The sequence below is a fragment of the Pseudomonas akapageensis genome (assembly GCF_011355085.1).
GTDB classification, from domain to species: Bacteria; Pseudomonadota; Gammaproteobacteria; order Pseudomonadales; family Pseudomonadaceae; genus Aquipseudomonas; species Aquipseudomonas akapageensis.
Genome location: NZ_VXCP01000049.1, coordinates 15,249 through 37,978, shown reverse-complemented (window position 1 = coordinate 37,978; position 22,730 = coordinate 15,249). Strand labels below are relative to the sequence as shown.

Annotated in this window: 22 protein-coding genes; 11 read left to right on the top strand and 11 right to left on the bottom strand. The window is 60.5% G+C overall.

Annotated elements, in window-relative coordinates; translation table 11 throughout:
• Positions 1 to 3: 3 nt before the first annotated feature.
• Positions 4 to 1,017: an iron ABC transporter substrate-binding protein gene (locus F2S13_RS25735; protein WP_166366223.1), complete on the bottom strand. Its 1,014-nt coding sequence runs from the start codon at positions 1,015 to 1,017 to the stop codon at positions 4 to 6.
• A gap of 323 nt (positions 1,018 to 1,340) precedes the next feature.
• Between F2S13_RS25735 and F2S13_RS25730 the strand changes: the two genes are divergently transcribed.
• Positions 1,341 to 1,691: a hypothetical protein gene (locus F2S13_RS25730; RefSeq protein WP_166366221.1), complete on the top strand. Its 351-nt coding sequence runs from the start codon at positions 1,341 to 1,343 to the stop codon at positions 1,689 to 1,691.
• A 488-nt stretch (positions 1,692 to 2,179) separates the two neighbouring features.
• On the opposite strand, the gene F2S13_RS25725 is transcribed toward F2S13_RS25730, so the two are convergent.
• From F2S13_RS25725 to F2S13_RS25705, 5 genes are all read right to left on the bottom strand, one after another.
• Positions 2,180 to 3,307 (bottom strand): polymorphic toxin type 44 domain-containing protein, encoded by a 1,128-nt coding sequence (locus tag F2S13_RS25725; RefSeq protein ID WP_166366219.1) that lies wholly within the window; start codon positions 3,305 to 3,307, stop codon positions 2,180 to 2,182.
• Between the two features lie 266 nt (positions 3,308 to 3,573).
• A complete protein-coding gene (locus F2S13_RS25720) occupies positions 3,574 to 3,780 on the bottom strand; it encodes a hypothetical protein (protein WP_166366217.1) in 207 nt (68 codons plus the stop codon).
• A gap of 41 nt (positions 3,781 to 3,821) precedes the next feature.
• Positions 3,822 to 4,700, bottom strand: coding sequence for a helix-turn-helix transcriptional regulator (locus tag F2S13_RS25715; protein ID WP_166366216.1), 879 nt, complete (start codon positions 4,698 to 4,700; stop codon positions 3,822 to 3,824).
• Positions 4,701 to 4,786: 86 nt separating this feature from the next.
• On the bottom strand, positions 4,787 to 6,205 hold the full coding sequence (locus F2S13_RS25710; RefSeq protein ID WP_166366214.1) for an aminotransferase: 1,419 nt from the start codon (positions 6,203 to 6,205) through the stop codon (positions 4,787 to 4,789).
• Between the two features lie 42 nt (positions 6,206 to 6,247).
• The gene (locus tag F2S13_RS25705) at positions 6,248 to 7,348 is read right to left on the bottom strand and encodes a polyamine ABC transporter substrate-binding protein (RefSeq protein ID WP_166366212.1); all 1,101 of its coding nucleotides are present in this window, start codon (positions 7,346 to 7,348) and stop codon (positions 6,248 to 6,250) included.
• A gap of 217 nt (positions 7,349 to 7,565) precedes the next feature.
• Between F2S13_RS25705 and F2S13_RS25700 the strand changes: the two genes are divergently transcribed.
• From F2S13_RS25700 to F2S13_RS25690, 3 genes are all read left to right on the top strand, one after another.
• Positions 7,566 to 8,012: a hypothetical protein gene (locus tag F2S13_RS25700; RefSeq protein WP_166366210.1), complete on the top strand. Its 447-nt coding sequence runs from the start codon at positions 7,566 to 7,568 to the stop codon at positions 8,010 to 8,012.
• A gap of 126 nt (positions 8,013 to 8,138) precedes the next feature.
• Entirely contained in the window at positions 8,139 to 8,576 is a 438-nt protein-coding gene (locus F2S13_RS25695; protein ID WP_166366208.1) for a hypothetical protein, read from the top strand.
• An 83-nt stretch (positions 8,577 to 8,659) separates the two neighbouring features.
• Complete coding sequence (locus F2S13_RS25690; RefSeq protein WP_166366206.1) at positions 8,660 to 9,103, top strand: hypothetical protein; 444 nt, start codon at positions 8,660 to 8,662, stop codon at positions 9,101 to 9,103.
• Between the two features lie 133 nt (positions 9,104 to 9,236).
• On the opposite strand, the gene F2S13_RS25685 is transcribed toward F2S13_RS25690, so the two are convergent.
• Positions 9,237 to 9,989 carry an enoyl-CoA hydratase-related protein gene (locus F2S13_RS25685; RefSeq protein WP_166366204.1) on the bottom strand — a complete coding sequence of 251 codons (753 nt, stop codon included), beginning with the start codon at positions 9,987 to 9,989 and terminating at the stop codon, positions 9,237 to 9,239.
• Positions 9,990 to 10,155: 166 nt separating this feature from the next.
• On the opposite strand from F2S13_RS25685, the gene F2S13_RS25680 reads away from it, so the two are divergent.
• Genes F2S13_RS25680 through F2S13_RS25670 form a run of 3 tightly spaced genes read left to right on the top strand, consistent with a single transcriptional unit; the run spans position 10,156 to position 13,310 of the window.
• A complete protein-coding gene (locus tag F2S13_RS25680; protein ID WP_246238003.1) occupies positions 10,156 to 10,614 on the top strand; it encodes a MarR family winged helix-turn-helix transcriptional regulator in 459 nt (152 codons plus the stop codon).
• Positions 10,607 to 11,791, top strand: a complete 1,185-nt coding sequence (locus tag F2S13_RS25675; protein WP_166366202.1) for an HlyD family secretion protein — start codon at positions 10,607 to 10,609, stop codon at positions 11,789 to 11,791. Before F2S13_RS25680 ends, F2S13_RS25675 begins: the two co-directional genes overlap by 8 nt.
• Complete coding sequence (locus F2S13_RS25670; protein ID WP_166366200.1) at positions 11,784 to 13,310, top strand: MDR family MFS transporter; 1,527 nt, start codon at positions 11,784 to 11,786, stop codon at positions 13,308 to 13,310. The genes F2S13_RS25675 and F2S13_RS25670 overlap by 8 nt, the downstream gene beginning before the upstream one ends.
• 13 nt (positions 13,311 to 13,323) lie before the next feature.
• On the opposite strand, the gene F2S13_RS25665 is transcribed toward F2S13_RS25670, so the two are convergent.
• From F2S13_RS25665 to F2S13_RS25650, 4 genes are all read right to left on the bottom strand, one after another.
• Positions 13,324 to 14,265 (bottom strand): LysR family transcriptional regulator, encoded by a 942-nt coding sequence (locus F2S13_RS25665; protein WP_166366198.1) that lies wholly within the window; start codon positions 14,263 to 14,265, stop codon positions 13,324 to 13,326.
• 70 nt (positions 14,266 to 14,335) lie between these two features.
• On the bottom strand, positions 14,336 to 15,859 hold the full coding sequence (locus F2S13_RS25660) for a tripartite tricarboxylate transporter permease (RefSeq protein ID WP_166366196.1): 1,524 nt from the start codon (positions 15,857 to 15,859) through the stop codon (positions 14,336 to 14,338).
• Entirely contained in the window at positions 15,856 to 16,383 is a 528-nt protein-coding gene (locus F2S13_RS25655) for a tripartite tricarboxylate transporter TctB family protein (protein ID WP_166366194.1), read from the bottom strand. The genes F2S13_RS25660 and F2S13_RS25655 overlap by 4 nt, the downstream gene beginning before the upstream one ends.
• A 46-nt stretch (positions 16,384 to 16,429) precedes the next feature.
• Positions 16,430 to 17,440 (bottom strand): Bug family tripartite tricarboxylate transporter substrate binding protein, encoded by a 1,011-nt coding sequence (locus F2S13_RS25650; RefSeq protein ID WP_166366192.1) that lies wholly within the window; start codon positions 17,438 to 17,440, stop codon positions 16,430 to 16,432.
• 269 nt (positions 17,441 to 17,709) lie between these two features.
• Here F2S13_RS25650 and F2S13_RS25645 point away from each other — a divergent pair, with 269 nt between their 5' ends.
• The 4 genes from F2S13_RS25645 (at position 17,710) to F2S13_RS25630 (ending at position 22,706) form a co-directional block, all read left to right on the top strand.
• The gene (locus F2S13_RS25645) at positions 17,710 to 19,041 is read left to right on the top strand and encodes an MFS transporter (RefSeq protein ID WP_166366190.1); all 1,332 of its coding nucleotides are present in this window, start codon (positions 17,710 to 17,712) and stop codon (positions 19,039 to 19,041) included.
• Positions 19,034 to 19,996: an amidohydrolase family protein gene (locus tag F2S13_RS25640; protein ID WP_166366188.1), complete on the top strand. Its 963-nt coding sequence runs from the start codon at positions 19,034 to 19,036 to the stop codon at positions 19,994 to 19,996. Before F2S13_RS25645 ends, F2S13_RS25640 begins: the two co-directional genes overlap by 8 nt.
• On the top strand, positions 19,993 to 21,003 hold the full coding sequence (locus tag F2S13_RS25635; RefSeq protein ID WP_166366186.1) for a 4-hydroxythreonine-4-phosphate dehydrogenase PdxA: 1,011 nt from the start codon (positions 19,993 to 19,995) through the stop codon (positions 21,001 to 21,003). The genes F2S13_RS25640 and F2S13_RS25635 overlap by 4 nt, the downstream gene beginning before the upstream one ends.
• A gap of 377 nt (positions 21,004 to 21,380) precedes the next feature.
• Positions 21,381 to 22,706, top strand: coding sequence for an MFS transporter (locus F2S13_RS25630; protein ID WP_166366184.1), 1,326 nt, complete (start codon positions 21,381 to 21,383; stop codon positions 22,704 to 22,706).
• Positions 22,707 to 22,730 lie beyond the last annotated feature (24 nt).

Genomic DNA, 22,730 nt, shown 5'->3' with positions numbered 1-22,730 from the left:
AGATTAAAGCAGCCCGGCCTGGGTCATCAGCTCGACGGCCTTCTTGCTGTTGAGTTTGGACGCATCGATCACCGGTGCATCGAGTTCCTTGAGTGGCACCAGCTTCGGATTCGATTGTGCATTCACGCCCACGGCATATTCGAACGACTTGCCTTTCTCGAGGACTTCCTGACCCTCCTTGCCGGTGATCCACTTGAGGAACGCCTGGGCGTCTTCCTGGTGCTTGCTCGATTTCAGGACGCCGCCACCGGAGATGCTGACAAAGGCGCCTGGATCCTTGTGCTTGAAGTAGTACAGCTTGGTGTTCTTGCTGTTTTCGCCAGTCTTGGCCTGATCGACATAGGCGTAATAGTGGTAGATCACGCCGCTGTCGATCTGCCCGGCATTGACGGCCTTGAGCACCGAGCTGTTGCCACGGTAGGCGGTGAAGTTGGCTTTCATGCCCTTGAGCCATTCCAGGGTGGCGGCTTCGCCCTTGAGTTCCAGCACGGCGCTGACAATGGCCTGGAAGTCGGCACCAGCAGGGGACGCGCCCCAGCGGCCTTTCCAGCTTGGGCCGGCCAGGTCGAGCAGGGATTTTGGCAGGTCGGCCTCAGTCAGTTTGCTCGGGTTATAAACGAACACCGTGGAGCGCGCGGCGATGCCAACCCAGCGGCCATGGGCCGGACGATACGGCGCACCCACTTGCTCGAGGGTCGTTGGCGCCACCGGTGCCAACAGGCCGGCGTTGTCGACCAGCACCATGGCTGGAGAGTTCTCGGTCAGGAACACGTCGGCCGGGGATTTGTCGCCTTCCTGCACGATCTGGTTGCCCATTTCGGTGTCATCGCCGTTGCGCAGCGTGACCGGGATTCCGGTTTCCTGGGTGAAACCTTCGACCCAGGCCTTGGTCAGGCCTTCGTGTTGAGCGTTGTAAACCACAATGCCTTCGGGGTTGGCCGCATAAACAAGACCCGCGCTCATCAGCGCGGTTGTCAGCAATGCGGTTTTGAAAAACGAAGGGGTAAGAGAAATCATTCGTTGACAGCTCCTGCGGATATTCGAAGTCTTGTGGTCTGAGGTCTGGCGGGGGATCGATAAGATTATAGGCGCAGATCAACTGAACAATGCGAATCATTTGCATGCTTGAGGCGCAGGGAATGTAGAGAGGCAAATGCAAAAAAAATGTCAAAGAAACGCTGAATGGATGTGATTTCATTCAGATTGCTTCGCGTTCAGCCAGCCATTCGATTGCGTTGACGTCCTGCAACCGTTTGTCGCGAGCAAGGCACGATCCGAAATTGACCAACCTCCAAACAGTACGGCCCAGATTCACTGGACCCGAAGTTCAGAGGTGCATCATGGCTAACGAACAACGTCCACACAACGATCCGATGACCGATCCATCCCGCCAGAAAGGTACGAACAACCCTGGCATGACCCCCGACAAGCCCAATCAGGGCGGGCAGGGCAGTTCAGGCAGGCAAGGCGGTGGAGGCCAGCAGCAGCCTGGCGGCCAGGATCCGCAACGCAAAAACCCCGGCATCGACCCTAACGCTCCGACCAAAGGTGGCCAGGGCAGTTCAGGCAAGACCGGCGGCGGATGGCAGGGGCAAAATCAGGGCGGCAATCGTCCACCAGACTGGGATGAGCCCATGCAGGACAAGGGGACAACTGGTGTTGATCGGGATAAGCCTGATCAGAAGAGGTAATCTTGCAAGAGTCGCCGTTCATGGGCCCGCATTTTTGCGGGCCTTTTTGTTGATGTGGTGACTCGGACTCATTCTCCTGATTTCAGGGGGGCGAAATATCCGTTTCGCATTGCTTTAAACGGTCCGAATCCGTGCCGCTGCCTTCACTGTGATCAATGTCCCCGTTGGCATCAAGGTAGACGTGTGTCGTGAACCAAGTCGGAGTTATGTTGACGCAGTGTCGAAGACCGCTATCAGTCCACCATGAGAACTCCATGAAAAACTCTTCATCAGGAAATAGAAAACCGTCGTCACTAACCGCCCCTCCTGGGGTTAATCGGCCCTTATATATCCGGTGTTGCACGTTCCATATATATCGCAACTCTTCCACGCCATTCCTCGGGTAATGGATGGTTCCGGTGGGTAGTATGAGAGCGGTGATCAAGGTAAACAGTAGCAGCGCCTGCAACGGTAGCAGTATCGGTAGCAACGGAATCCATAGCCATTTATTAGCAGGAGTGGGCACGAATTCCTTCCCCCCAATTTTCTGGAGCAATCGCCAACACCTCATTCATGACTTTCTTCGCGGTTATCCCGCCACTGGGGTATTGGTTTGCGAGTTTCATACCGATGCTGATCGCTACTCTATCAGCCACATCATCCCATGATCGCAATTCTGTCCACGGGCTTGCGGTAGGACGGGGGCCGAGTAGCCTTCTTTCCTCTTCGGGTGTTTCCCATATTTCTTTGGCTTTCCGATACGAATCTGAAACGATCTGCTCAGCCCCAGCGCCATCCAGCAGCAGACTTTCTGAAAGTCCACCCGCAATGCCTATGTATCCATAGTGAATGTTCGACCAGATGTCGTAGTAGTATTCATATTTCCCTTGTTTGTGCCGGACAACACCGTTGTACATCGCTTGAAGTTTAGGCTTGTGATCCCACTCCATACCTTGACCCACTTGCTTAGTCCAGATCGCCATCGCTTCAACCTGTTTCCTCAAAGCGATTGCGTTAAAATTCGATCGTCCCACCAATCGGGCGTACCACGGTCGCACCAGGAATTTTTTGAGCGCTGAGCCGCTGTCGTAGCTAAGCAGCTCTTTCATTTTCAGCACGGCTGGATGCTTGATGTTGCGATTCATCTCGCCGGCAATGTAACTCGCCAGTTCTTCCATCTGGTCTGGGTGATTGCAGGTTGCGGGATCGACGAAAACAGTGGTCGTAGAATTTCCGCCAGACACCGGCTCCGCTCTTGGAGTTGTTGGTGAACCCGAAGGATTTATCGATTGAGCCGCCGTGTTGGAGGTTCGCGGCGCCACGCTTCGATTCGATGCACCATTGGCGCCGGGCTGTTCGAGCGGGGCAATCAGTTGATTGCGGCCTTCCGGACAACCGCAGCGCACTTCCGCGCCGTGCAGTACGGTGGGAATCCCATTGAATTTCATGGCGGGCAGACTTTCGACGATGACGCCTTCCTTGCCGCAAAGCTTGCAAGGGGTGGTCTTATCCCCGAGCCGCAATACCCCTCGGCCCCCATGCGCCGCATTGGGCAGGCTGCTGATACATACCGCGCCGGTGGTCGTCAGGTCACCATCCAGCCCTTGTCCTATTCCGTTGACAGCTCCACGTCCCATGATCAGGCCTCCCCGGACTGCAGATGATCCTCGGTCATCGGCGTGTATTCACGGGAGAGTGGTTGGGTGTGCGTCGAGTGAAAAACTGCATTCATTTCCATGCTCCTGATCTTTGAAGAAGATACAGGAACGCTAACAGGCCACAGCTCCAATGGCATGGCCGCTAGGAGTGCTTGGGAAATTTCGCAAAAAACTTAATCCTTTTCCCGCGACTAACTTCACCTTCCAGACACTGGGGTAGTCACCTCAACCTGATAGGCAGCAGTTCAATCATTCATCAACTCAGCAATCCCCCGTGTGATGTGCTCCAGATTGCCATCCAGCGTGCCCAAGGTTTCACGCACGCTCTCGGCCACGGCGGCGTGGCCTCGTTCGTCGACCCAGAGGGCGAGTTCTTCCACGGCGGCGGCGATGGCTAGCTGATTCTCGTTGAGGCGAAAGAGCAGGGAAGGAATGAGCTCGTTCGTTGGCATGGCGGGGTCCTCCTGGCGTGAGGAAAACGTAGCGACAGTCTTCAGGCTACTCCCGTATCGCGCCTCTGCGTCAACCAGTCGATGAACAGCGAAAACAGTTCCGCCTGGGAGCTGATGTCCAGTTTGGTATAGAGATTCTTGCGGTGCATGCGCACGGTTTCCGGCGAGATTTCCAGTACCTGGGCCGTGGATTTCACCGAGTGGCCGCGCAGGATCAGGTGCGCGATTTCCCGTTCACGAACGGTCAGCACATGGCTGCCGAAATTCATGAAGGCTGATTCGATCTGCTGGTTGAGGCTGGCCTGGGGTGCGTTGCCCACAGGTTCGCTGCCCGCAGCACCGAGCATCTGTGGCATGCCGCCGCTGGTGCCGAAGCGGCGCAGCAGTTCGCGCACGATGGGTTCCACGGCGCGCATCAAGGCCACTTGTTCGGGGCTGAAGTGGCCGGCGCTGAGGCCCTGAAAAAGGCTTACGGAGAGCTTGCTCTGGGGATTCAGGTCGACGATGTAGTAGCAATCCTGGACGGCGCCGATCTGCAGGTAGTAAGTCTTGTAGTACTCACTGCTGAAGAAGTCATCCGGCGCGATCTGGGCCAAGTCATAGAAGCCCTCGGCCAGGCCGCTGTCCACGGCCAGGCAGAAGGGGTCCAGCAGGTAGCCGCGGGAGAAATAGCGGTTGATGATATCGTCGCGGTATTCGCGCGGGATGCCCTGTTCGTACAGCAGGTGCGGCGGCAGGCCCTTGCGCTCGAGGCTGATCATCATCGATTCGATAGGCGTCAGGCTGCCGAGCGCGGCGGCCAGTTGCTCGAGGAAGTCGCTGCGCTCGATCGCCATGAAGGCCTGCGCCAGGCCCCCATGCCAGGCCTGCAGGGCCGGGAGCGGGAGCGTGGCGAGGGAATCGCTGTGAGAGTCGGTCATGCCCGGCAGTCTACCCGCCGGGCCCGTTGCAGGCAAAACACCGAGAAACCGCCGCGCATTCAGGCTGCGCGGCTGCTGCCGGGTGCTCATTGGCCCTGGTACTGACCGCTGCACTCGAGCTCCACAGCGGTCTCGAGGATGCACTCGCGCAGGATCTCCACCACTTCATCGACCTGGGCACGGGTGATGATCAATGGGGGCGACATCACGTTCAAATGGCCGATGGGGCGGACCATCAAGCCTTTGAGTTGGGCGCGCAGGTGGATCTTTTCGCCGATGTTCACCGCCTCCGGGAACAGGGCCTTGGTGCGCTTGTCGGCGACGAATTCGATGCAGGCCATCAGCCGTTTGCAGCGCACGCTGCCCACCAGGGGCAGGTCAGCCAGGGTCTGCAGGCGCTGCTCCAGGTAAGGGCCGACGTCTTCGACATGGGCCAGCAGGTTTTCCCGTTCGATGATCTCGATGTTCTTCAGCGCCGCGATGCAGCTCACCGGATGCCCGCTGTAGGTAAAGCCATGGGTGAAGCAGCGGCCCTTGCCCGGCTCGCCGATGACCTGCCAGATGCGGTCGGAAAAGATGCAGGCGCCCAGTGGCAGGTAGCCGGAGGTCAGGCCCTTGGCGGTGGTGATGATATCCGGCTGCATGCCGAACACCTCTTCGGAGGCGAAGAACTTGCCCAGCCGGCCAAACGAGGTCACCACTTCATCGGCGACATAGAGCATGTCGTAGCGCTGGCAGATTTCCCACATGCGGCGGTGGTAGCCCTCGGGCGGGATGATCACGCCTCCCGAGCCCATCACGGGCTCGGCGAAGAAGGCGGCGACCTTGTCGGCACCGATGGTCAGGATCTTGTCTTCGAATTCGTTGACCAGGTACTCGAGGAAGTCCGCCTCGCTCATGCCTTCCGGTGCGCGGTAATAGTTGGGGCAGGAGACGTGGTGGAACAGGTCGCTCATGAAGTCGAATTCAGGCGCGCGGTCGGCGGGCTTGTTGCCGATCGACATGGTCAGGAAGGTCGAGCCGTGATAGGCGTTGTGCCGCGAGATGATGTGTTTCTTCTCGTGCTTGCCGCGGCTGTTCTGATAGTACTGGACCAGGCGATAGGCCGTATCGACCGCAGTCGAGCCGCCGGTGGTGAGAAATACATGGTCGAGGTCGCCGGGGGCCAGGCTCGCGAGTTTCTCGCACAGTTGAATGGCCGTGACATTGGCCATGTCGCAGAACGGGTTGGAGTAGGCCAGTTGCCGTACCTGGTTGGCAATGGCGTCGGCCATTTCTTCGCGGCCCAGGCCGATATTGGTGCACCACATGCCGCCAACGGCGTCGAGGTAACGGGTGCCGCTGGTGTCATAGATATAGGCGCCATCGCCCGCGGCGATGTTCAGCGAACCCTGCTCGCGGTGTTCGTCGAACATGTGGAAGCCGTGCATGTAGTGGGCCTTGTCGGCGGCGACCAGTTTCTCCTGGTCGAATTGCGCAAAGAACGCTGGGGATTGTGTTGGCATGACTTCACCTTCCATAAAACTGTTGAGTCGAATTGCTGGATGTTATTTACCGGTCTTGACCGCGTTCCAGGTGCGGGTGATCAGGCGTACGCCTTCTTGTGACTGGGTCTTCTGGGTGAACAGGCGCTGCAGGGTGGCCTGGTCCGGGTAGATCGCCGGGTTGTCGCGTACATCGGCGCTGACCAGTGCGGTGGCGGCCTTGTTGCTGTTGGCATAGCGGATGTAGTCGCTGACTTCTGCGATCACCTGGGGCTGCAGCATGTATTCGATGAATTTGTGGGCGTTGGCCGCGTTGGGGGCATCGGCCGGGATGTAGAAGTCATCGAACCAGACCAGCGAGCCCTCCTTGGGGATGAAGTAGTTGAGCTCGATCTTGGCCCCGGCTTCCTGGGCGCGTGCCTGGGCAGTGGCGTAGTCGCCGGACCAGGTGGTGGACAGGCACAGCTCGCCGTTGGCCAGGCCATTGAGATAGCTGGTCGAGTCGAACTTGCGGATGTATGGACGCACGGCCATCAGCACATCCTGCGCGGCCTTGAGATCTTTCGGGTCGACGCTGTTCGGATCGCGCCCCAGATAGGTCAGCGCGAGCGGGATGACATCGGTCGGCGAGTCCTGCAGGGTCACGCCACAGTCGGCGAAGTGCGACACGACTTTGGGGTCGAAGATCATCGCCAGCGAGCCGATGGGCGCGTCCGGCATGCGCTCCTTGATCTTGCTGACGTTGTAGGTCACGCCGTTGCTGCCCCAGGTGTAGGGGGCCGAATAGGTGACGCCGGGGTCGTAGTTTTCCAGGCTCTTGAGCACGTGCGGGTCGAGGTTTTGCCAGCTCGGCAGCAGCGACTTGTCCAGCGGCTGGAACACCTTGGCCTTGATCAACAGCGGCACCAGGGCGGCGTTGAGCACCACCAGGTCATAACCCGAACGGCCCGGCAACAGCTTGCCCTGCACGGTTTCGTAGGAGTCGAAGGTGTCGTAGGTCACCTGGATGCCGGTGGCCTTCTCGAAATTGGCAATGGTGTGTTCACCGATGTAGTCCGCCCAGTTGTACAGCCGCAGTGTGTTGCTGGCTGTCTGCGCGCCATGACTGAGCGCCGGGAGGGCGGCAAGTGCTGCGCTGAGGAGTGCTGCGAGAGCTTTGTGCATGTCAGTCCTACCTTGTTGTTCTTATTGCATTCGGGCCGAGCGGCTGACACCACTCTCGTGCAAGCCCCGATTTAGCGCCATAACCCGATTGGGTAGGTGGTACATATCCAATCGCGATTAGACCGGCTATCCGAAGAAAGTCCTGATTTGTATAGACGACTAAAATTTAGATGTGGGGGATAACTTCAACGCGCCCTAATAAGGCGGGAGGTTTACGATGAAAGTCGTATCTTCGCTGGCGTTGATGGCAACGGTCGGGTGTATTTCCTTGGGTGCAGCAGCATCGGAGCAGATAGTCGCCGTTCCCCTTCACGCAACTATTTACAATGCCGGGCATATCGCCCAGGCAACTTTGACTCCCTTGAGCAGTAATCAGACGGAACTTAATTTGTACGTTAGTGATTTACCTGGCAACACCGCAATCCCCGCGCATTTGTACACCTATGTCTACTCGGGCACCTGTGCCAGTCATGGAACGAAAGCGGCTTATGAGTTGAATCAGTTCGTGAACACGGATTTCGATACCGTTGGTGTGGGATTCCGACTCTGGAAGAGCGTGCCTGTGTCGTACGACAAGCTGCGCTCGGGCGGTTATGCGCTGGTAGTGCGAGCAGCCCCGGCCGATGGTAATCGCGATCTTTTCTGCGGAAACCTGAGCAGCTGACACTCTGCTTTGGCGCTCTTGGCAATTGAACTCATGGGGGCGAGAAAGAAATTCGTATTTTTGGCGAAGGCTGAAATTCAGCCGGGGGATCACTTCAACGCATCGTTACTAGGCTGGAGGTTTTCGATGAAAGTCGTATCTTCGCTGGCGTTGGTGGTAGCGGTCGGGTGGGTCTCCATGGGTGTAGCAGCACCGAAGCAGATCGTCTCCATTCCCCTGCACGCGACGACCTACAACGCCGGGCATATCGCTCAAGCCACGCTGACCCCCCTGGGCAGCGATACAAAACTGGTGTTGTTTGTCGGTGGTGTCCCCATTGGCACCGCAATACCCGCGCATTTGTATACCTATATCTACTCGGGAAGCTGCGCCAGGCATGAGTCGAAACCGGCCTGGGAGCTGAACGAGTTCGTCACTGACTACTTCAATGAACAGGTGGGAATCAAGCTCTGGAAGAGTGTGCCCGTAGCTTACGATTCGCTGCGTTCCGGCGGTTATGCACTGGTGGTGCGGGCAAGCCCGGCCGATGGTAATCAAGACATTTTCTGCGGTGAACTTAGCTAGCAAACACCTCGCTCCCGCACAGAGTGTGGGAGCGAGGGAGGGGGAATCACTTCAACGCGTCATTACAAAGCGGGAGTTTCACGATGAATATCGTATCTGCGCTGGCGATGGTGGCAGTGGTCGGGTGGATCTCCGGGTGCTCAACTGTTCCCGAGAGTCAGATCTCCAACGTTAACCTGGACGCCACCCGATTCAATCCCGGGCAAATCGCTCAGGCGACCATGATGCCCAGTGATAAAGGCACGGATTTCTGGTTTGCCGTCAGTGGTGAACCGGTGGGCAATACCTTGCCGGGGCGTTTGACGGCTTACATCTATTCGGGAAGCTGTGCGAGCCTGGGTGCCAAACCTGCCTATGACTTGAATCACGGCCCGAATGCGCGGTTCTATTCCCAGGCATCGCTGCAGTATTTCTGGAAAAGTGCACCGGTACCGGTCGATACCCTTCGCAAGGGCGGTTATGTGTTGGTGGTGCGGGAAAGCCCGGCTTCCGGAGATCAGAATCTGTTCTGCGGTAGCTTGAGTTGATCTGCACCTTCCATCCCAGGTGCACTTACTCTGTGGGAGCTGGCTTGCCAGCGATGGCATCACCGCGGTGATTCATGCAGACCGCGTCGTCGGCATCGCTGGCAAGCCAGCTCCCACAGGGGGGAGAGGTGATTCAGCGTTTGCGCTGAACGAAACTCTCGAGCGCCTCGCGGCATTCCGGGCTCTGCAGCCTGGCGATGAAGTTGAGGTTTTCTTCGCGGATCATCGCCAGTGTGCTTTGCAGTTGCGGTGCCTTCATCAGACGCTTGCTGACTTGCGTCGCGGCAGGCGAAGCCTGGGCCAGGCGGGCGGCATAGTCCATGGCGAACGCCAGGCATTCCTTCCCTTCATCGAACAGGTGGGTGCACAAGCCCAGGGCGTGCGCCTGTTCGCCATCGATGGTTTCCCCACCCAGTAACAAGCGTGCGGCGTGACCGTGCCCGATCCGCTGTGGCAGCAGCAGACTGGCAGCGAATTCCTGGCAGAGCCCGAGCTTGACGAAAGGCGTGGCGAAGCGACTGTTACGGGTTGCCATCACCAGATCGCAATGGGGCAGCAAGGTCGTGCCGATGCCGATGGCCGCACCACACACGGCTGCGATCAGCGGTTTGTCCAGCGCTACTACAGCGGCCATGAAGCGAAAGGCCGGGGCCTCGAGATCGGCGGGCGGCGATTGCAGGAAATCCACCAGGTCGTTGCCGGCGGTGAAGCAATCCACGCCGCCAGTGATGACGATGACCCGCACATCCTCATCGGTGCCGGCCGCCCTGAGTGTTTCGCTCAGGCTGTCGTACATGGCGTTGGTCAGGGCGTTGTATTTGTCCGGGCGGTTCAGGGTGATCGCCAGGCAATGCTGATGGCGTTCGACCTGGATGTATTCACTCATGCGGGGAATTCCTTGTTGAAAGGGGACCAGCGACCCAAACCCCTATTAATGATCGATCGGCCCATGGCTGTCCATAGCTGTATCGACTAGTCCATTTAAACGATAGGCAGCAGAACACAAGTGTGCATATCATAAGCATGCTTATTAAATGTTTTGGGGTCTGTTGATGCGTCCTAGCGTTGGTTTTCTCTTGCATGATGTGGCGCGGCTGATGCGCAAGCGCTTCGAACAGCGCGCCCGTCACCTGGACCTGACCCGTTCCCAGTGGCAGGTGCTGGCCAAGCTGTCGGTCAACGAAGGCATTCACCAGAAAGGCCTGGCCGACCTGCTGGAAATCGAGTCGATCACCCTGGTGCGCCTGCTCGACAAGATGCAGGAGCGCGGCCTGATCGAGCGCCGTCGGCACCCGACCGACCGGCGTCTGTCCCTGTTGTATCTCACGCCGGCCGCCCATCCCTTGCTGGAGATCATGCGGGGGCTGGGTGAGCAGACACGCAACGACGCGATGGCCGATTTCAGCGATGCCGAACACGAACAATTGATGCAGATGCTGACGCGCATGCGCGAGCAACTGGTACATGCCTGCACGCTGCCGGTCGAATCAGAGGGGGAAAAACATGAGTGAAAAGATCCTCGAACGCGCCGAGACCCGGGCCGACAGCGGTCGTGTCGCACAGGCTCCCGACTCGGCCACAGCCGCCGCGTCCTCGTCACAACCTGAAACCAGCGCTGCGCCACCGCCGCGCGCAAGCAGGACCCGCACCGGGCTGTTCCTGCTGTTACCGCTGATAGTGATTGGTGTCGGCTGGGCCTACCTGGCCGGCGGGCGCTACATTGCCACCGACAGTGCTTATATCCAGGCCGAGCGGGTCGGGGTCGCCACCGATGTGTCGGGCCTGGTCGACTCGGTCGAGGTCCAAGACAACCAACAGGTCAGCAAGGGCCAGGTGCTGTTTCGCCTGCGCGCCGCCGCCTTCGAAACGGCCCTGGCCAGCGCTCGGGCGGAACTGGGCACGGTGCGCAACGAACTGATGAACCTCAAGGCCAGTTACGACCAGGCCCTGGCCGAGGTTGCCCAGGCCCAGACTGAATTGCCTTACCGTCAGGAGAACCTGCGTCGCCTGGAGCAACTGCTCAAGGTCTCGGCGGTGTCGAAAACCATTTACGACGATGCGCGCCACGAGCTCGACAGCAACCTGCAGCGCGTGGCGGTGGCCAAGGCCAAGGCCCAGGCGGTGCTGGCACAGCTGGGCGGTCAGGCGGGGTTGCCGGTCGACCGTTATCCCACCTACCAGAAAGCCCAGGCAGCGGTCGCCGATGCCGAGCGGATGCTCGCCGATTCGGTGGTCAGGGCGCCGTTCGACGGCATTGTCACCCAGGTCGACAGCCTGCAGGTCGGCTCGTATCTGCAGGCAGCCCAGGCCGGTGTCAGCCTGATTTCCAGCGACAGGTTGTGGGTGGCGGCTTCGCCTAAGGAAACCGAACTGACCCACGTGGTCGCAGGCCAACCGGTGGAATTCACCGTCGACAGCTACCCGGGGCAGGTCTGGCACGGCGTGGTCGAAAGCCTCAGCCCGGCGTCGGGCGCAAGCTTCGCCTTGTTGCCGGCGCAGAACACTACGGGTAACTGGGTCAAGGTGGTGCAGCGCATCCCGATCCGGATTCGCATCATTGATGCCGCCGGCAAGCCGGCCTTGCGTCATGGCATGAGTGTCGAAGCCGAGATCGATACCGGTCGCAGTCGCGGCTTGCCAGACGGCATTGCCCAATTGTTCGCGGGCAAGGCACCGGGCCATGAGTGAAGAGGGCGGCCTGGCCATCAACCGGCCGATGATCACCCTGTGCGTGATCCTCGCGGTGATCATGCAGGCCCTCGACACCACCATCGCCAACGTCGCCCTGCCGTATATGCAGGGCAGCATCTCGGCCAGCTCCGACCAGATCAACTGGGTGCTGACTTCCTATATCGTCGCCGCGGCCGTGATGACGCCACCTTCGGCGTTCCTGGCCCGGCGCTTCGGGCGCAAACGGGTATTGATCTGGGCGATATCGGGTTTCGTGTTGTCATCGGTGCTGTGCGGGATAGCCCAGTCCATCGGCGAGATCGTGGCCTTCCGCCTGTTCCAGGGCGTTGCCGGGGCGGCACTGGTGCCGCTGGCGCAGGGTATCCTGCTGGACATCTACAACGAGCGCGAGCGCGGTTCGGCCATGGCCATGTTCGGCGTTTCGGTCATGGTCGGCCCCGTGCTCGGGCCCATGCTGGGCGGGTGGCTGACCGATAACCTGAGCTGGCGCTGGGTGTTTTTCATCAACCTGCCCATCGGCCTGCTGGCGTTGGCGGGCATGCTCAAGTACGTGCGCGAAACCCCGCCGGAAAAACAGGCGCGTCTGGACTGGCTGGGTTTCGGCTCCCTGAGCGTGGCGATCCTGGCGTTCCAGCTGTTCCTCGACCGTGGCGAGCAACTGGACTGGTTCTCTTCCGGTGAAATCCTCATTGAAGCGGTGGTGGCCTTCGCCGCCAGCTATGTGTTTCTGGTGCACACCTTCACCGCAAAAAAGCCCTTCATCAGCCCCTTGCTGTTCAAGGACCGCAATTTCAGCGTCAGTGTCGTGTTTATCTTCACCATCGGCATTACCTACCTGTCGTCCCTGGCGCTGATGACGCCCTATCTGCAGAAGCTGATGAATTACCCGGTATTGACCGCCGGCATCGTCATGGGCCCGCGAGGCGTGGGCACCATGCTGTGCATGTTTCTGACCGGGCGCTTGATGGGACGAGTCGACACGCGCTGGTTGCTGCTGACGGGGTTGTTGCTCTCGGCGTTGTCGATGGAATTGATGACCGGCTGGACCCCGGATGTCTCGATGAGCACCATCGTTTACGTCGGCTTCATGCAAGGGGCCAGCCTGGGCTTCCTGTTCGTGCCCCTGAGCACCATGGCTTTTGCGACCTTGCCGGCAGATTTGCGCGGCGACGGTACCGGACTGTACAACCTGTCGCGCAATATCGGCTCCAGTGTCGGCATCTCGATCTGCAGCGTGTTGCTGGCGCAGAACATCCAGATCAATCACGCCGATATCGTCGGCTATGTCACCACCTTCAACCATGCTTTCCGTGAGGTGACGGTGCAAAGCCAGCTCAACCCCCTGACGGCTGGCGGGCGGGTGGCGCTGGACGCGCTCATCAACGAGCAGGCCAGCTGGATTGCCTATATGAATGACTTTCGCTTGTTGATGATTCTGTCGCTGGCGGCTGTGCCGTTGATTCTGCTGCTGCGCAAACCCAAGGCAATGACTCAGGCAGTGATTGAAATCGATTGAGACGTTGGCTACATCATGTCGTCGTCAGCTGTTCGGCCTTCACCGCATTCATGAAGGCCTGCATGGCTGACGAGTCGATCCGGTGCCGACGCGTGATCAGGCCGTAGGGTGGCAGGCGCGGCTCGAAAACCACCGGCAATTCCACCAACAGATGTTTGCCCGGGTAATCGGCAACCACCGAGCGAGGGGTCACGCCGATCATGTCAGTCTGCTGCAGCAGCGAGAGCAGGGTCATGATCGAGGTGGTTTCCACGACGCTGCTGGGGATATCGACCCGGGCATTGTGGAAGGCCTGGTTGACGATAGCGCGCATGGGGCTGGGGTGCTGCTGCAAGACCCAGGTCATCCCTTGCAGCTCGTCCCAGCTCAGGGATTTTGCTTTGGCGAAGGGGTTCTGTGCCCCGGCGATCACACAGAGTTCTTCCTCGCCGAGGCTGTCGAACAGCAGGTCGTCAGACCGCGCACCGGTTGGAATGCGTCCAAGCACCACATCCAGCTGATCCTGTTGCAGGGCCTGGACCAGGACGTCACTGGTGTCGACCTGAATGCTCATGGACAAGCGCGGATGGCTCTTTTTCAAGGTCGCAATGGTGCGCGTCAACAGTCCCGACGCCAGCGCCGGAATGGCGCCGACGGTAACTCGTCCAAGGTTGCCGGACTCCAGCGCAACCAGTTCTTCACGCATCCCCGACAACTCGGAAAAGACCATCCGTGCGTAATAGATCACGGTCTCGCCAAAGGGCGTGGCACGCATGCCGCGTGGCAGCCGTTCGAACAACTCGACGCCGAGCAGGCTCTCCGCCTCATGGAGCATTTTGGTGGCCGCCGGTTGCGTCATGCCGATCTCGTCGGCAGCCCGGCGCAACGAACCGAACTCCTTGAGGGTCAGCATCAGGCGCAGTTGGCGCAGGCGCAGGCGGCTGTGGATCAGGCTGGCTTCCGGGATACGCGACATGGGCAGGGCTCTACGAGAAAAAAGCAAACCGGACCTTACGCGGCCCGGCTTGCCAAAAGATACTACAGCTTCATGGCGCCGCGCGTTGCACGCGAGCTCCTTTGAGGTTGCCCAGGGCCTTGATGCCGCGTGCGATCAAGGGCCAGAACAGCATCAGCAATGCAGCGGTGGTCAGCCCGCCCACCAGTGGGTTGGACCAGAAGATGCCCAGCTCGCCGTTGGAGAACAGCATCGACTGGCGGAACGCATCTTCGGCCTTGTCGCCGAGCACGGCCGCCAGCACCAGCGGGGCGATCGGGTAACCGAGCTTCTTGAACAGGTAGCCCAGGGCGCCGAACACCAGCATCATGCCGACGTCGAACATCGAGTTGTGCACCGAGTAGGCACCGATGGCGCAGACCATGATGATGATCGGGGCGATGATCGAGAAGGGTATGCGCAGGATCGAAGCGAACAGCGGCACGGTGGCCAGGACCACGATCAGGCTGACGACGTTGCCCAGGTACATGCTGGCGATCAGGCCCCAGACAAAATCGTGCTGTTCGGTGAACAGTGTGGGCCCTGGGTGCAGGCCCCAGATCATCAAGCCGCCGAGCATCACCGCGGCGGTGGCCGAACCCGGAATACCCAGCGTCAGCATCGGCAGCAGGGCACTGGTGCCGGCCGAGTGGTCGGCGGTTTCCGGGGCGATCACCCCTTCGAGTTCACCCTTGCCGAAGTTCTCGCGGTTCTTCGAAAAGCGCCGCGCCAGGCTGTAGCTCATGAACGAGGCGGCAGTCGGGCCACCCGGGGTGATGCCCATCCAGCAACCGACCAGGGTACTGCGCAGCCAGGTCAGCCAGTAGCGCGGCATCTTTTTCCAGGTGCGCAGGATCACCATCGGCGTGATCTTGACGTGTTCGCCGCGGAACACCAGGCCTTCCTCGACCGTGCAGAGAATCTCGCCAATCCCGAACAGCCCGATCACCGCGACCTCGAAGCTCATGCCCGAGAGCAGCCAGGGCTGGTCGAAGGTCAGGCGCAAGTCACCGGACACGGTGTCCATGCCGATCGCGGCCATGGCGAAGCCGATCATCATCGACACCACGGTTTTCAGCGGCGGATTCTTGCTCATGCCGATAAAAGTACAGAACGCCAGCAGATAGACCGCGAAGAACTCCGGCGAGCTGAACTCCATGGCAAAGGCGGCGATGCGGCTGGACAGAAAAGTCAGCAGCAACACGCCTACCAGCGCACCGAGCAGGGCAGAGGTGAAGGCGGCAGTGAGGGCCTCGGCGGCCTTGCCCTGGCGCGCCATGGGGTAGCCGTCGAAGGTGGTGGCCACCGACGACGGCTCTCCGGGTATGTTGAACAGGATCGAGGTGATCGAACCGCCGAACAACGCCCCCCAATACATGCACGAGAGCAGGATGATCGCCGACACCGGCGACATGGTGAAGGTCAGGGGCAAGAGCAGGGCAACGCCGTTGGGTGCGCCGAGGCCCGGCAGCACGCCGACCAGGATGCCCAGCAGCACGCCGATCACCATCAGGCCGATATGGCCCGGGGTCATGATCAGACTCATGCCCTGCATCAGCGAATCGAATTCAGTCATTTCAGCATTCTCCGGGCCAGGGCTGCCAGGTCGCCCAGGGGGCCGGCATCGAGCGGCACCTTGAACCACAGCGCAAAGATCAGGTAGCTGGCCAGGGCCGCGCCGCCGGCAACGGCGACGATGGTCATCCAGCCGTAGGGTTGGGGACGCTGGCGATCACGCCACATGAACCAGGCAATGAACCCGGCCGAGGCCAGGTACAGGCCGATCAAGGGCATGCTCGCGACGAACAGCACAATCGGCACGAACACCTTCAGGACCCGGTTGAAGGCCTCCCGGCTGACGAAGGCTTCGCTCAGCCTGCGCCATTGCAGGAATGTGATCAGGACGGTGGTAAGGCTGGCGGCGCTCATCAGCAGGCCGATGTAGAAGGGGAAATAGCCGGCCTGGGGACCGGCGTCGTCCCAGCCGATGCCACTGCTCGCGCTGCCATACATGACGACGCCGCCCAGGGCTGCGGTGAACAGCGCCAGGCCAAGCTCGACCCAGCGGGTGCCGACCAGCGCGGATGTGGAAGTAGACATGTTCAACCCTCGGGTGTCGGGCGCCCGGGCGGGCGCCCTGTCGGAATCACTTGCGCAGCCAGCCCGCCTCGGTGAACACCGGTGTGACCCGGGCCGAGTCTTTCTCGATGTAGGTGACCAGGTCCTTGCCTTCAAGGAAGGTCGGCACCAGCGCATTGCGCGTGAGGTATTCCTTGAACTCCGGGGTCTGGCTGACCTTGCGCATCAGCTCGACATAAAAGGCTCGCTGCTCATCGCTGACACCGCCCGGCATGAACACGGTGCGCGGGAAACGATACTGCTCCACGCCCAGGCCTTGCTCCTTGCAGGTGGGGATATCGGCCCAGGATTTGTCTGCGGTGACTTTTTCCGGGTAGGCCATGCGTTCACGACTGAACACGCAGAGCGGCTGCAGTTGGTTGCCTTTCCATTGACTGAGGCTTTCGCTGGGGTTATTGACGTTGGAGGTGATGTGCTTGCCGGCCAGTTGAATCGCCGCTTCGCTGCCGCTCTTGAAAGGGATGTAGACCAGCTTGCTGCCGGTAGTCTGGTTCAGCAGCAGGGTCAGGGTCTGGTCGACATCCTTGGACTGGCTGCCGCCCATGCGCATGTTCGAGGCATCGGCCTTGACCGCCTCGTAATAAGACTTGGCGTCTTTCCAGGGCGCATCCTGGTAGGTCCAGAGAATGAAGTCATCTTCGGCCACGGCGGCAACCGGAGTGAGGTCCGACCATTGATAGCCCAGCTTGGCCACCAGAGGCAGCAGGTAGACGTTGTTGGTACCGATGACCAGGCGTTCGGCATCGCCCTGGGTCAGCTTCATGTCGAGGAAAGCTTCGGCGCCATTGCCCCCACCCTTGTTCATGACCACAGTGCTGACGTTGAGCAGGTTGTGCTGGGTGATGATCGACTGGATAAGGCGCCCCAGCTGATCAGTACCGCCGCCAGGGCCGCCAGCGACGAGGATCTCGACATTCTTGTCCGGCTGCCAGGCGGCCAGGGCGGGGAGGGCGCTCGCGCAGAACAAAGTGCAAGCGGCGAACAGATGCGTCAGACGACGCCCGTAGACGTTTCGCATGGGACCTACCTCTTTTTATGCTTGTTATGGTGGGGTCGAGTGTGGGAACGAGAGCGATACGTGTCTAGTCAAAATATTACATACACCGATAACCCCAGGTTATTCGTGCTCGATTCAGTTCTCCGATAACCACGGGTGATAGGCGTATGAAGAGGTTTGATTAGACGGTTATATCAAGGAGCTGGGTATAGTTGCCCCATAGGTCGGAGGCACAAGCCCGGATCTCCGACTGCCTTGACTACAAGAACGATAAATCAGAGGTCAGTTCCATGGCTCATTCCAATGCCCTGCGCACGGAGTCGGCGGCGCCGATTGCCACGCCAACGACGGTACGCGCAAGCCGAGTTCGTTGGCGGATCTTCGCTATCGTGTTTGCCTTGACCGTGATCAACCTGATCGACCGGGTTTCGCTGTCGATTGCCATGCCGACCATTGCCGGCGAGTTCCAACTAACGCCCAGTCTGCAGGGGCTGATACTCAGCAGCTTCTTCTGGGCCTATGCCTTGCTGCAGATCCCGGGCGGCTGGCTGATCGATCGCTACGGTCCGCGCCGCGTCATCAGTTGGTCCACCGGTTTGTGGGGCGCCTTTCAGACCCTGGCGGCATTCGCCACCGGCGGTGCTTCGTTGTTGCTGGCCAGGGTTGCCCTGGGCGCCGCTGAAGCGCCCTTGTTTCCCTCTGGCGGCAAGCTCAATTCGCTTTGGCTGGCGCCGAGTGAGCGCAGCCGCGGGGCAGTGCTGATGGACTGCGGCAGCCCTGTCGGCATCGCATTGGGCGGTTTGATCATTGCCTACCTGATCGCCGTGCTCGGCTCCTGGCGCATTGCATTTTTTGTCGCCGGTATCGTCACCCTGGCCATGACCGGGCTGGCCTGGTACTACCTGCGTGACGACCCGGCCAGGCACCCGGGGGTCAATGAACGCGAGCTGGACAAGATCAATGCAGGCCGAGCCACCTCGGCGGCTGCAGCGGCCAAAGTGCCGGTCAAGGGGCTGGGCATCGCCAGACGGTCGCTGGCCGGGATCCTGCTGGGGCGTGCCAGTTGGGCCATGGTGTTCTTCGGCTTGCTGACCTGGGGGCCGAGTTATCTGGCCAATGCCAGGGGCTTCGACATCAAGGGCATTGGCGCCGCGACCTTCGTGATCTTCATCAGCGGTGCGCTGGGGTCGATCTGCGGCGGCTTTTTGTGCGACACCCTGATTCGCAAGGGCATGCGCCGGGGCCTGGCGGCCAAGGGACTGTTGAGCGTCTCGGGCATCGTCGCCCTGGTGGCCTTTATGCTGCTGCCGACCCTGCAGGACCCGCACGCCGCCGTGGCCCTGCTGGCCATGACCGCGTTCTTCCTGATGTGGGGCAGCCTGTACTGGAGTTTTCCGGCACTGCTGGCCGCCCCGTCTCGCGTCGGCCTGGTCGGAGGCGTGATGAACATGGCCGGTAGCGTGGGTGGCATTGCCGTGCCGATTCTGGTCGGTGTGATCCTGCAGTACTTCGGCGGCTATGGCGGGGTGCTCGGCTTCTTCGCGCTCTGCTCGGGTGTGTTCATTCTCGGCACCTTGCTGATTGCCCTGGACCCGATCAAGGAGCGTGAGAACCATGCCTGACAACCTCTACGACGGCCCGATCGTCGATGCGCATCATCATTTCTGGGACCCGCAGAATAATTTCCATCCGTGGCTGGAGGAGGGTGCCAACATCCCCTTTCGCTATGGCGATTACTCGGCGATCAAGCGGCGCTACTTTCCCCAGGACTACAGCGCCGACACCGGCCAGCACCGCGTCGTGGAAAGCGTCTATGTGGAGACTGAGTGGGACCCCACCGACCCCATTGGCGAAACCCGTTTCATTCATCAGCTGGCCGCGCGTTATGGCCTGCCCAACGCCGTGGTCGCCCAGGCCTGGCTGGATGCCGACGACGCGATTGAAGTGCTGGCGGCCCAGGCCGGTTTCGCGCGGGTACGCAGCGTTCGCCACAAGCCCGGTGGCCCTATCGATCCGCTGGAGGTGGGGCGCCGCCGCAGTTTGATGAGCGACGAGCGCTGGCGCCGTGGTTATGCGCAGCTGGAACGGCACGGGCTGCATTTCGATCTGCAGACGCCCTGGTGGAACCTGCCGGAAGCCGAGCGCCTGGCGCAGGACTTCCCCAATACCCGGATCATTCTCAACCATGCCGGCTTGCCCTCGGACCGAAGCCCGGAAGCCTTGCGCGCCTGGTGCGCGGCGATGGAGCGTTTTGCCGAATGCCCGAACGTTGCCGTGAAAATTTCCGGCATCGGCCAGGCCGGCAAGCGCTGGACGGTCACGGACAACGCCTGGATCGTGCGCCAGTGCATCGAGCTGTTCGGCACCGACCGCGCGATGTTTGCCAGCAATTTTCCGGTCGACAGCCTGTGTGGTTCGTTCGATGACATTTATGGCGGTTTCAAGCAGATCGTCGCCGACCTGCCGTATGAGCAGCAGGCTCAACTGTTTTGCGGCAATGCCCGGCGAATTTACCGCACGATTCCCGACGAGATCCGCCTCACGGATGCGTCCTTTGATAGGAGGTCACTTGCATGACGACTGTTATTCCCCGTATTGCCCTGGTGCTTGGCGATCCAGCCGGTATCGGCCCGGAACTGATCGCGCGCCTGTTGGCTGAAGCGGATGTGCGCAGCAAGGCCCGCTTCGTGCTGATCGCCGATGAAGTCGAAACGCGCCGTGGCATGCAGATCGCGGGTTGCGAGTTTCCCTATCGCATCGTCCACAGCCTCGATGAACTGGATTTCAACGACGACGTGCCGTTGCTCTTCAATTTCCGCGGCCAGGCCCAAGGGGAGTTCCCGCGCAGCGAAGCCAGTGTGATCGGCGGGCGCTACAGCCTCGACACACTGGAAAAAGCCCTGCGCCTGACCGCCGATGGGCAGACTGACGCACTGATCTTTGGCCCGTTGAACAAGACCTCGCTGCACATGGCCGGTATGGCCCACAGCGATGAGCTGCACTGGTTCGCCGAATACCTGGATTTCCACGGGCCGTTCTGTGAGTTCAACGTGCTCGATGATCTATGGACCTCCCGAGCAACTTCCCATGTGGCCCTGGCCGAGGTACCGGCCATGATCACCCATCAGCGGGTGCTCGAAGCCATCCAGTTGATCGACAACGAACTTAAGCGCAGCGGCCTGAGCTCGCCGCGTATCGGCGTTTGTGGGTTGAACCCGCACAACGGCGACAACGGCAGTTTCGGTCGCGAAGAGCTCGACGTCATCGGCCCGGCCATCGAGCACGCACGCGAACTGGGCATCGCGGCCGATGGCCCCTATCCGGCCGACACCATCTTTCTCAAGGTCCAGGGCGACACCCGGGCTTTCGATGCGGTGGTGACCATGTACCACGACCAGGGCCAGATCGCGATCAAGCTGATGGGCTTTTCTCGAGGGGTGACAGTGCAGGGCGGCCTGCCGATCCCGATCACCACGCCGGCCCATGGAACGGCCTTCGACATCGCAGGGCAGGGCAAGGCCAACCTCGGCGCCATGCGCCAGGCCTTCGAGATCGCCTGCCGGATGGGCGCCAAGCGGCGCTGAATTTCCCCTCTTTAAACCTTCCCCCACATCCCCATGCACCCGCATGGGGATGCTTTTTATGGTCAAAGCAAAACCCTCTTAACTCGTTCCCACGCTCCGCGTGGGAATGCCGTGCCAGATGCTCTGCGTCGACCTGCGCGAGCGCGACGCAGAGCGTCTCCGGATGCATTCCTTTGCTGCGCGTGGGAACGAGGTAAACATCCGATTCAACTCGATCGCAAGCTATCACCCAGGGTTATCACTGAATGCCCATAAGTGATTAGCTGGATATCACCCGTCTCGCTACAGTCAGCCCATCGAGTTCACCTCGATCCCAATGACAAAAAGCCGGTTCTGTTGCTGCGGCAGAACCCTCGAAGGCAAAGCGGAGACTCACAATGACAATAATCGACACCAGCACCTCGCACCTCGCCGAGGCGATCTCGAAAAGCCGTCGGCGGCTTCTGCCCTTTCTCATCCTGATGTACGTGCTGGCCTTCATCGATCGGGCCAACGTCGGTTATGCACGCTCCTTCCTGCAGGCCGACACCGGGCTTGGCGACGCCGCTTTCGCCTTTGGCGCCAGTATCTTTTTCATCGGTTACGCTTTCTTCGAAGTCCCCAGCAACCTGATGCTGCACCGCCTCGGCGCCAAGGTCTGGCTGTGCCGGATCATGGTCACCTGGGGCCTGGTCTCGGCAGGGATGATGTTTGCCCACGATGCCCAGACCTTCTACGTATTGCGCTTCCTGCTGGGGGTTGCCGAAGCCGGCTTCTTCCCGGGGATCATTCTTTACCTCACCTACTGGTTCCCGTCGCAAAGCCGCGGCCAGGCACTGGGCCTGTTCTACTTCGGCCTGCCGCTGGCGCTGGTGCTGGGTGGCCCGTTGTCCGGCTGGCTGCTGGAGTTCCAGGGCGTGTTCGGCCTGCGCAATTGGCAGTGGCTGTTCGTGGTCGAAGGGATCATGGCGTCGACTGTCGGCATCGCTGCTTACTTCTATCTGGTCAACCGTCCGCGCAATGCCACCTGGCTCAGTGACGAAGAGAAGGCCGCGCTTGAACAGCGCCTGGCGCTGGAGGATTCGCAAAAGCAGGGCCACAGTCCCACGGGCTTTTTCAATGCACTGCGCAACGCCCAGGTCATGAAGTTCTGCCTGGTTTACTTCACGGTGCAGATGAGCGTGTACGGTGTGGTCTTCTACCTGCCTACCCGCATCGCCAGCTTCCTCGACGGCAAGGTCGGCCTGAGCGTGGGCCTGCTGACAGCCATTCCCTGGCTCTGCGCCCTGGTGGTGACCCGCCTGGTGACCCGCTACGCCGACCGAACCGGCGAGCACCGACGCATGGCGGTGTGCATGCTGAGCATGGCCGCAGCCGGTATCGCCGCCTCGGCGCTGGGCTCGAGCCTGGTGCCGGTGGTCGTTGCCTTCTGCTTTGCCGCGGCCGGATTCGTCGCGGTGCAACCGCTGTTCTGGACCATCCCCACCAGCTACCTGAGCGGTGCCGCCGCCGCCGGGGGCATTGCCCTGATCAACTCGCTGGGCAACCTCGGTGGCTTCGTCGCACCGAACCTGAAAACCCTGATGGAAAGCCAATTCGGTGACCCGCGTGCCGGCATGTTCGCCCTGGCCTGTGTCGCCGTGATCGGTGCCCTGATGATTTGCCGCTTGAACAAACAAACCACCGACAAGCCGCAGCCGGTAGCACCGGCACGCGCCCACTGATCGACGCCTCGATAGGAGCTGTAC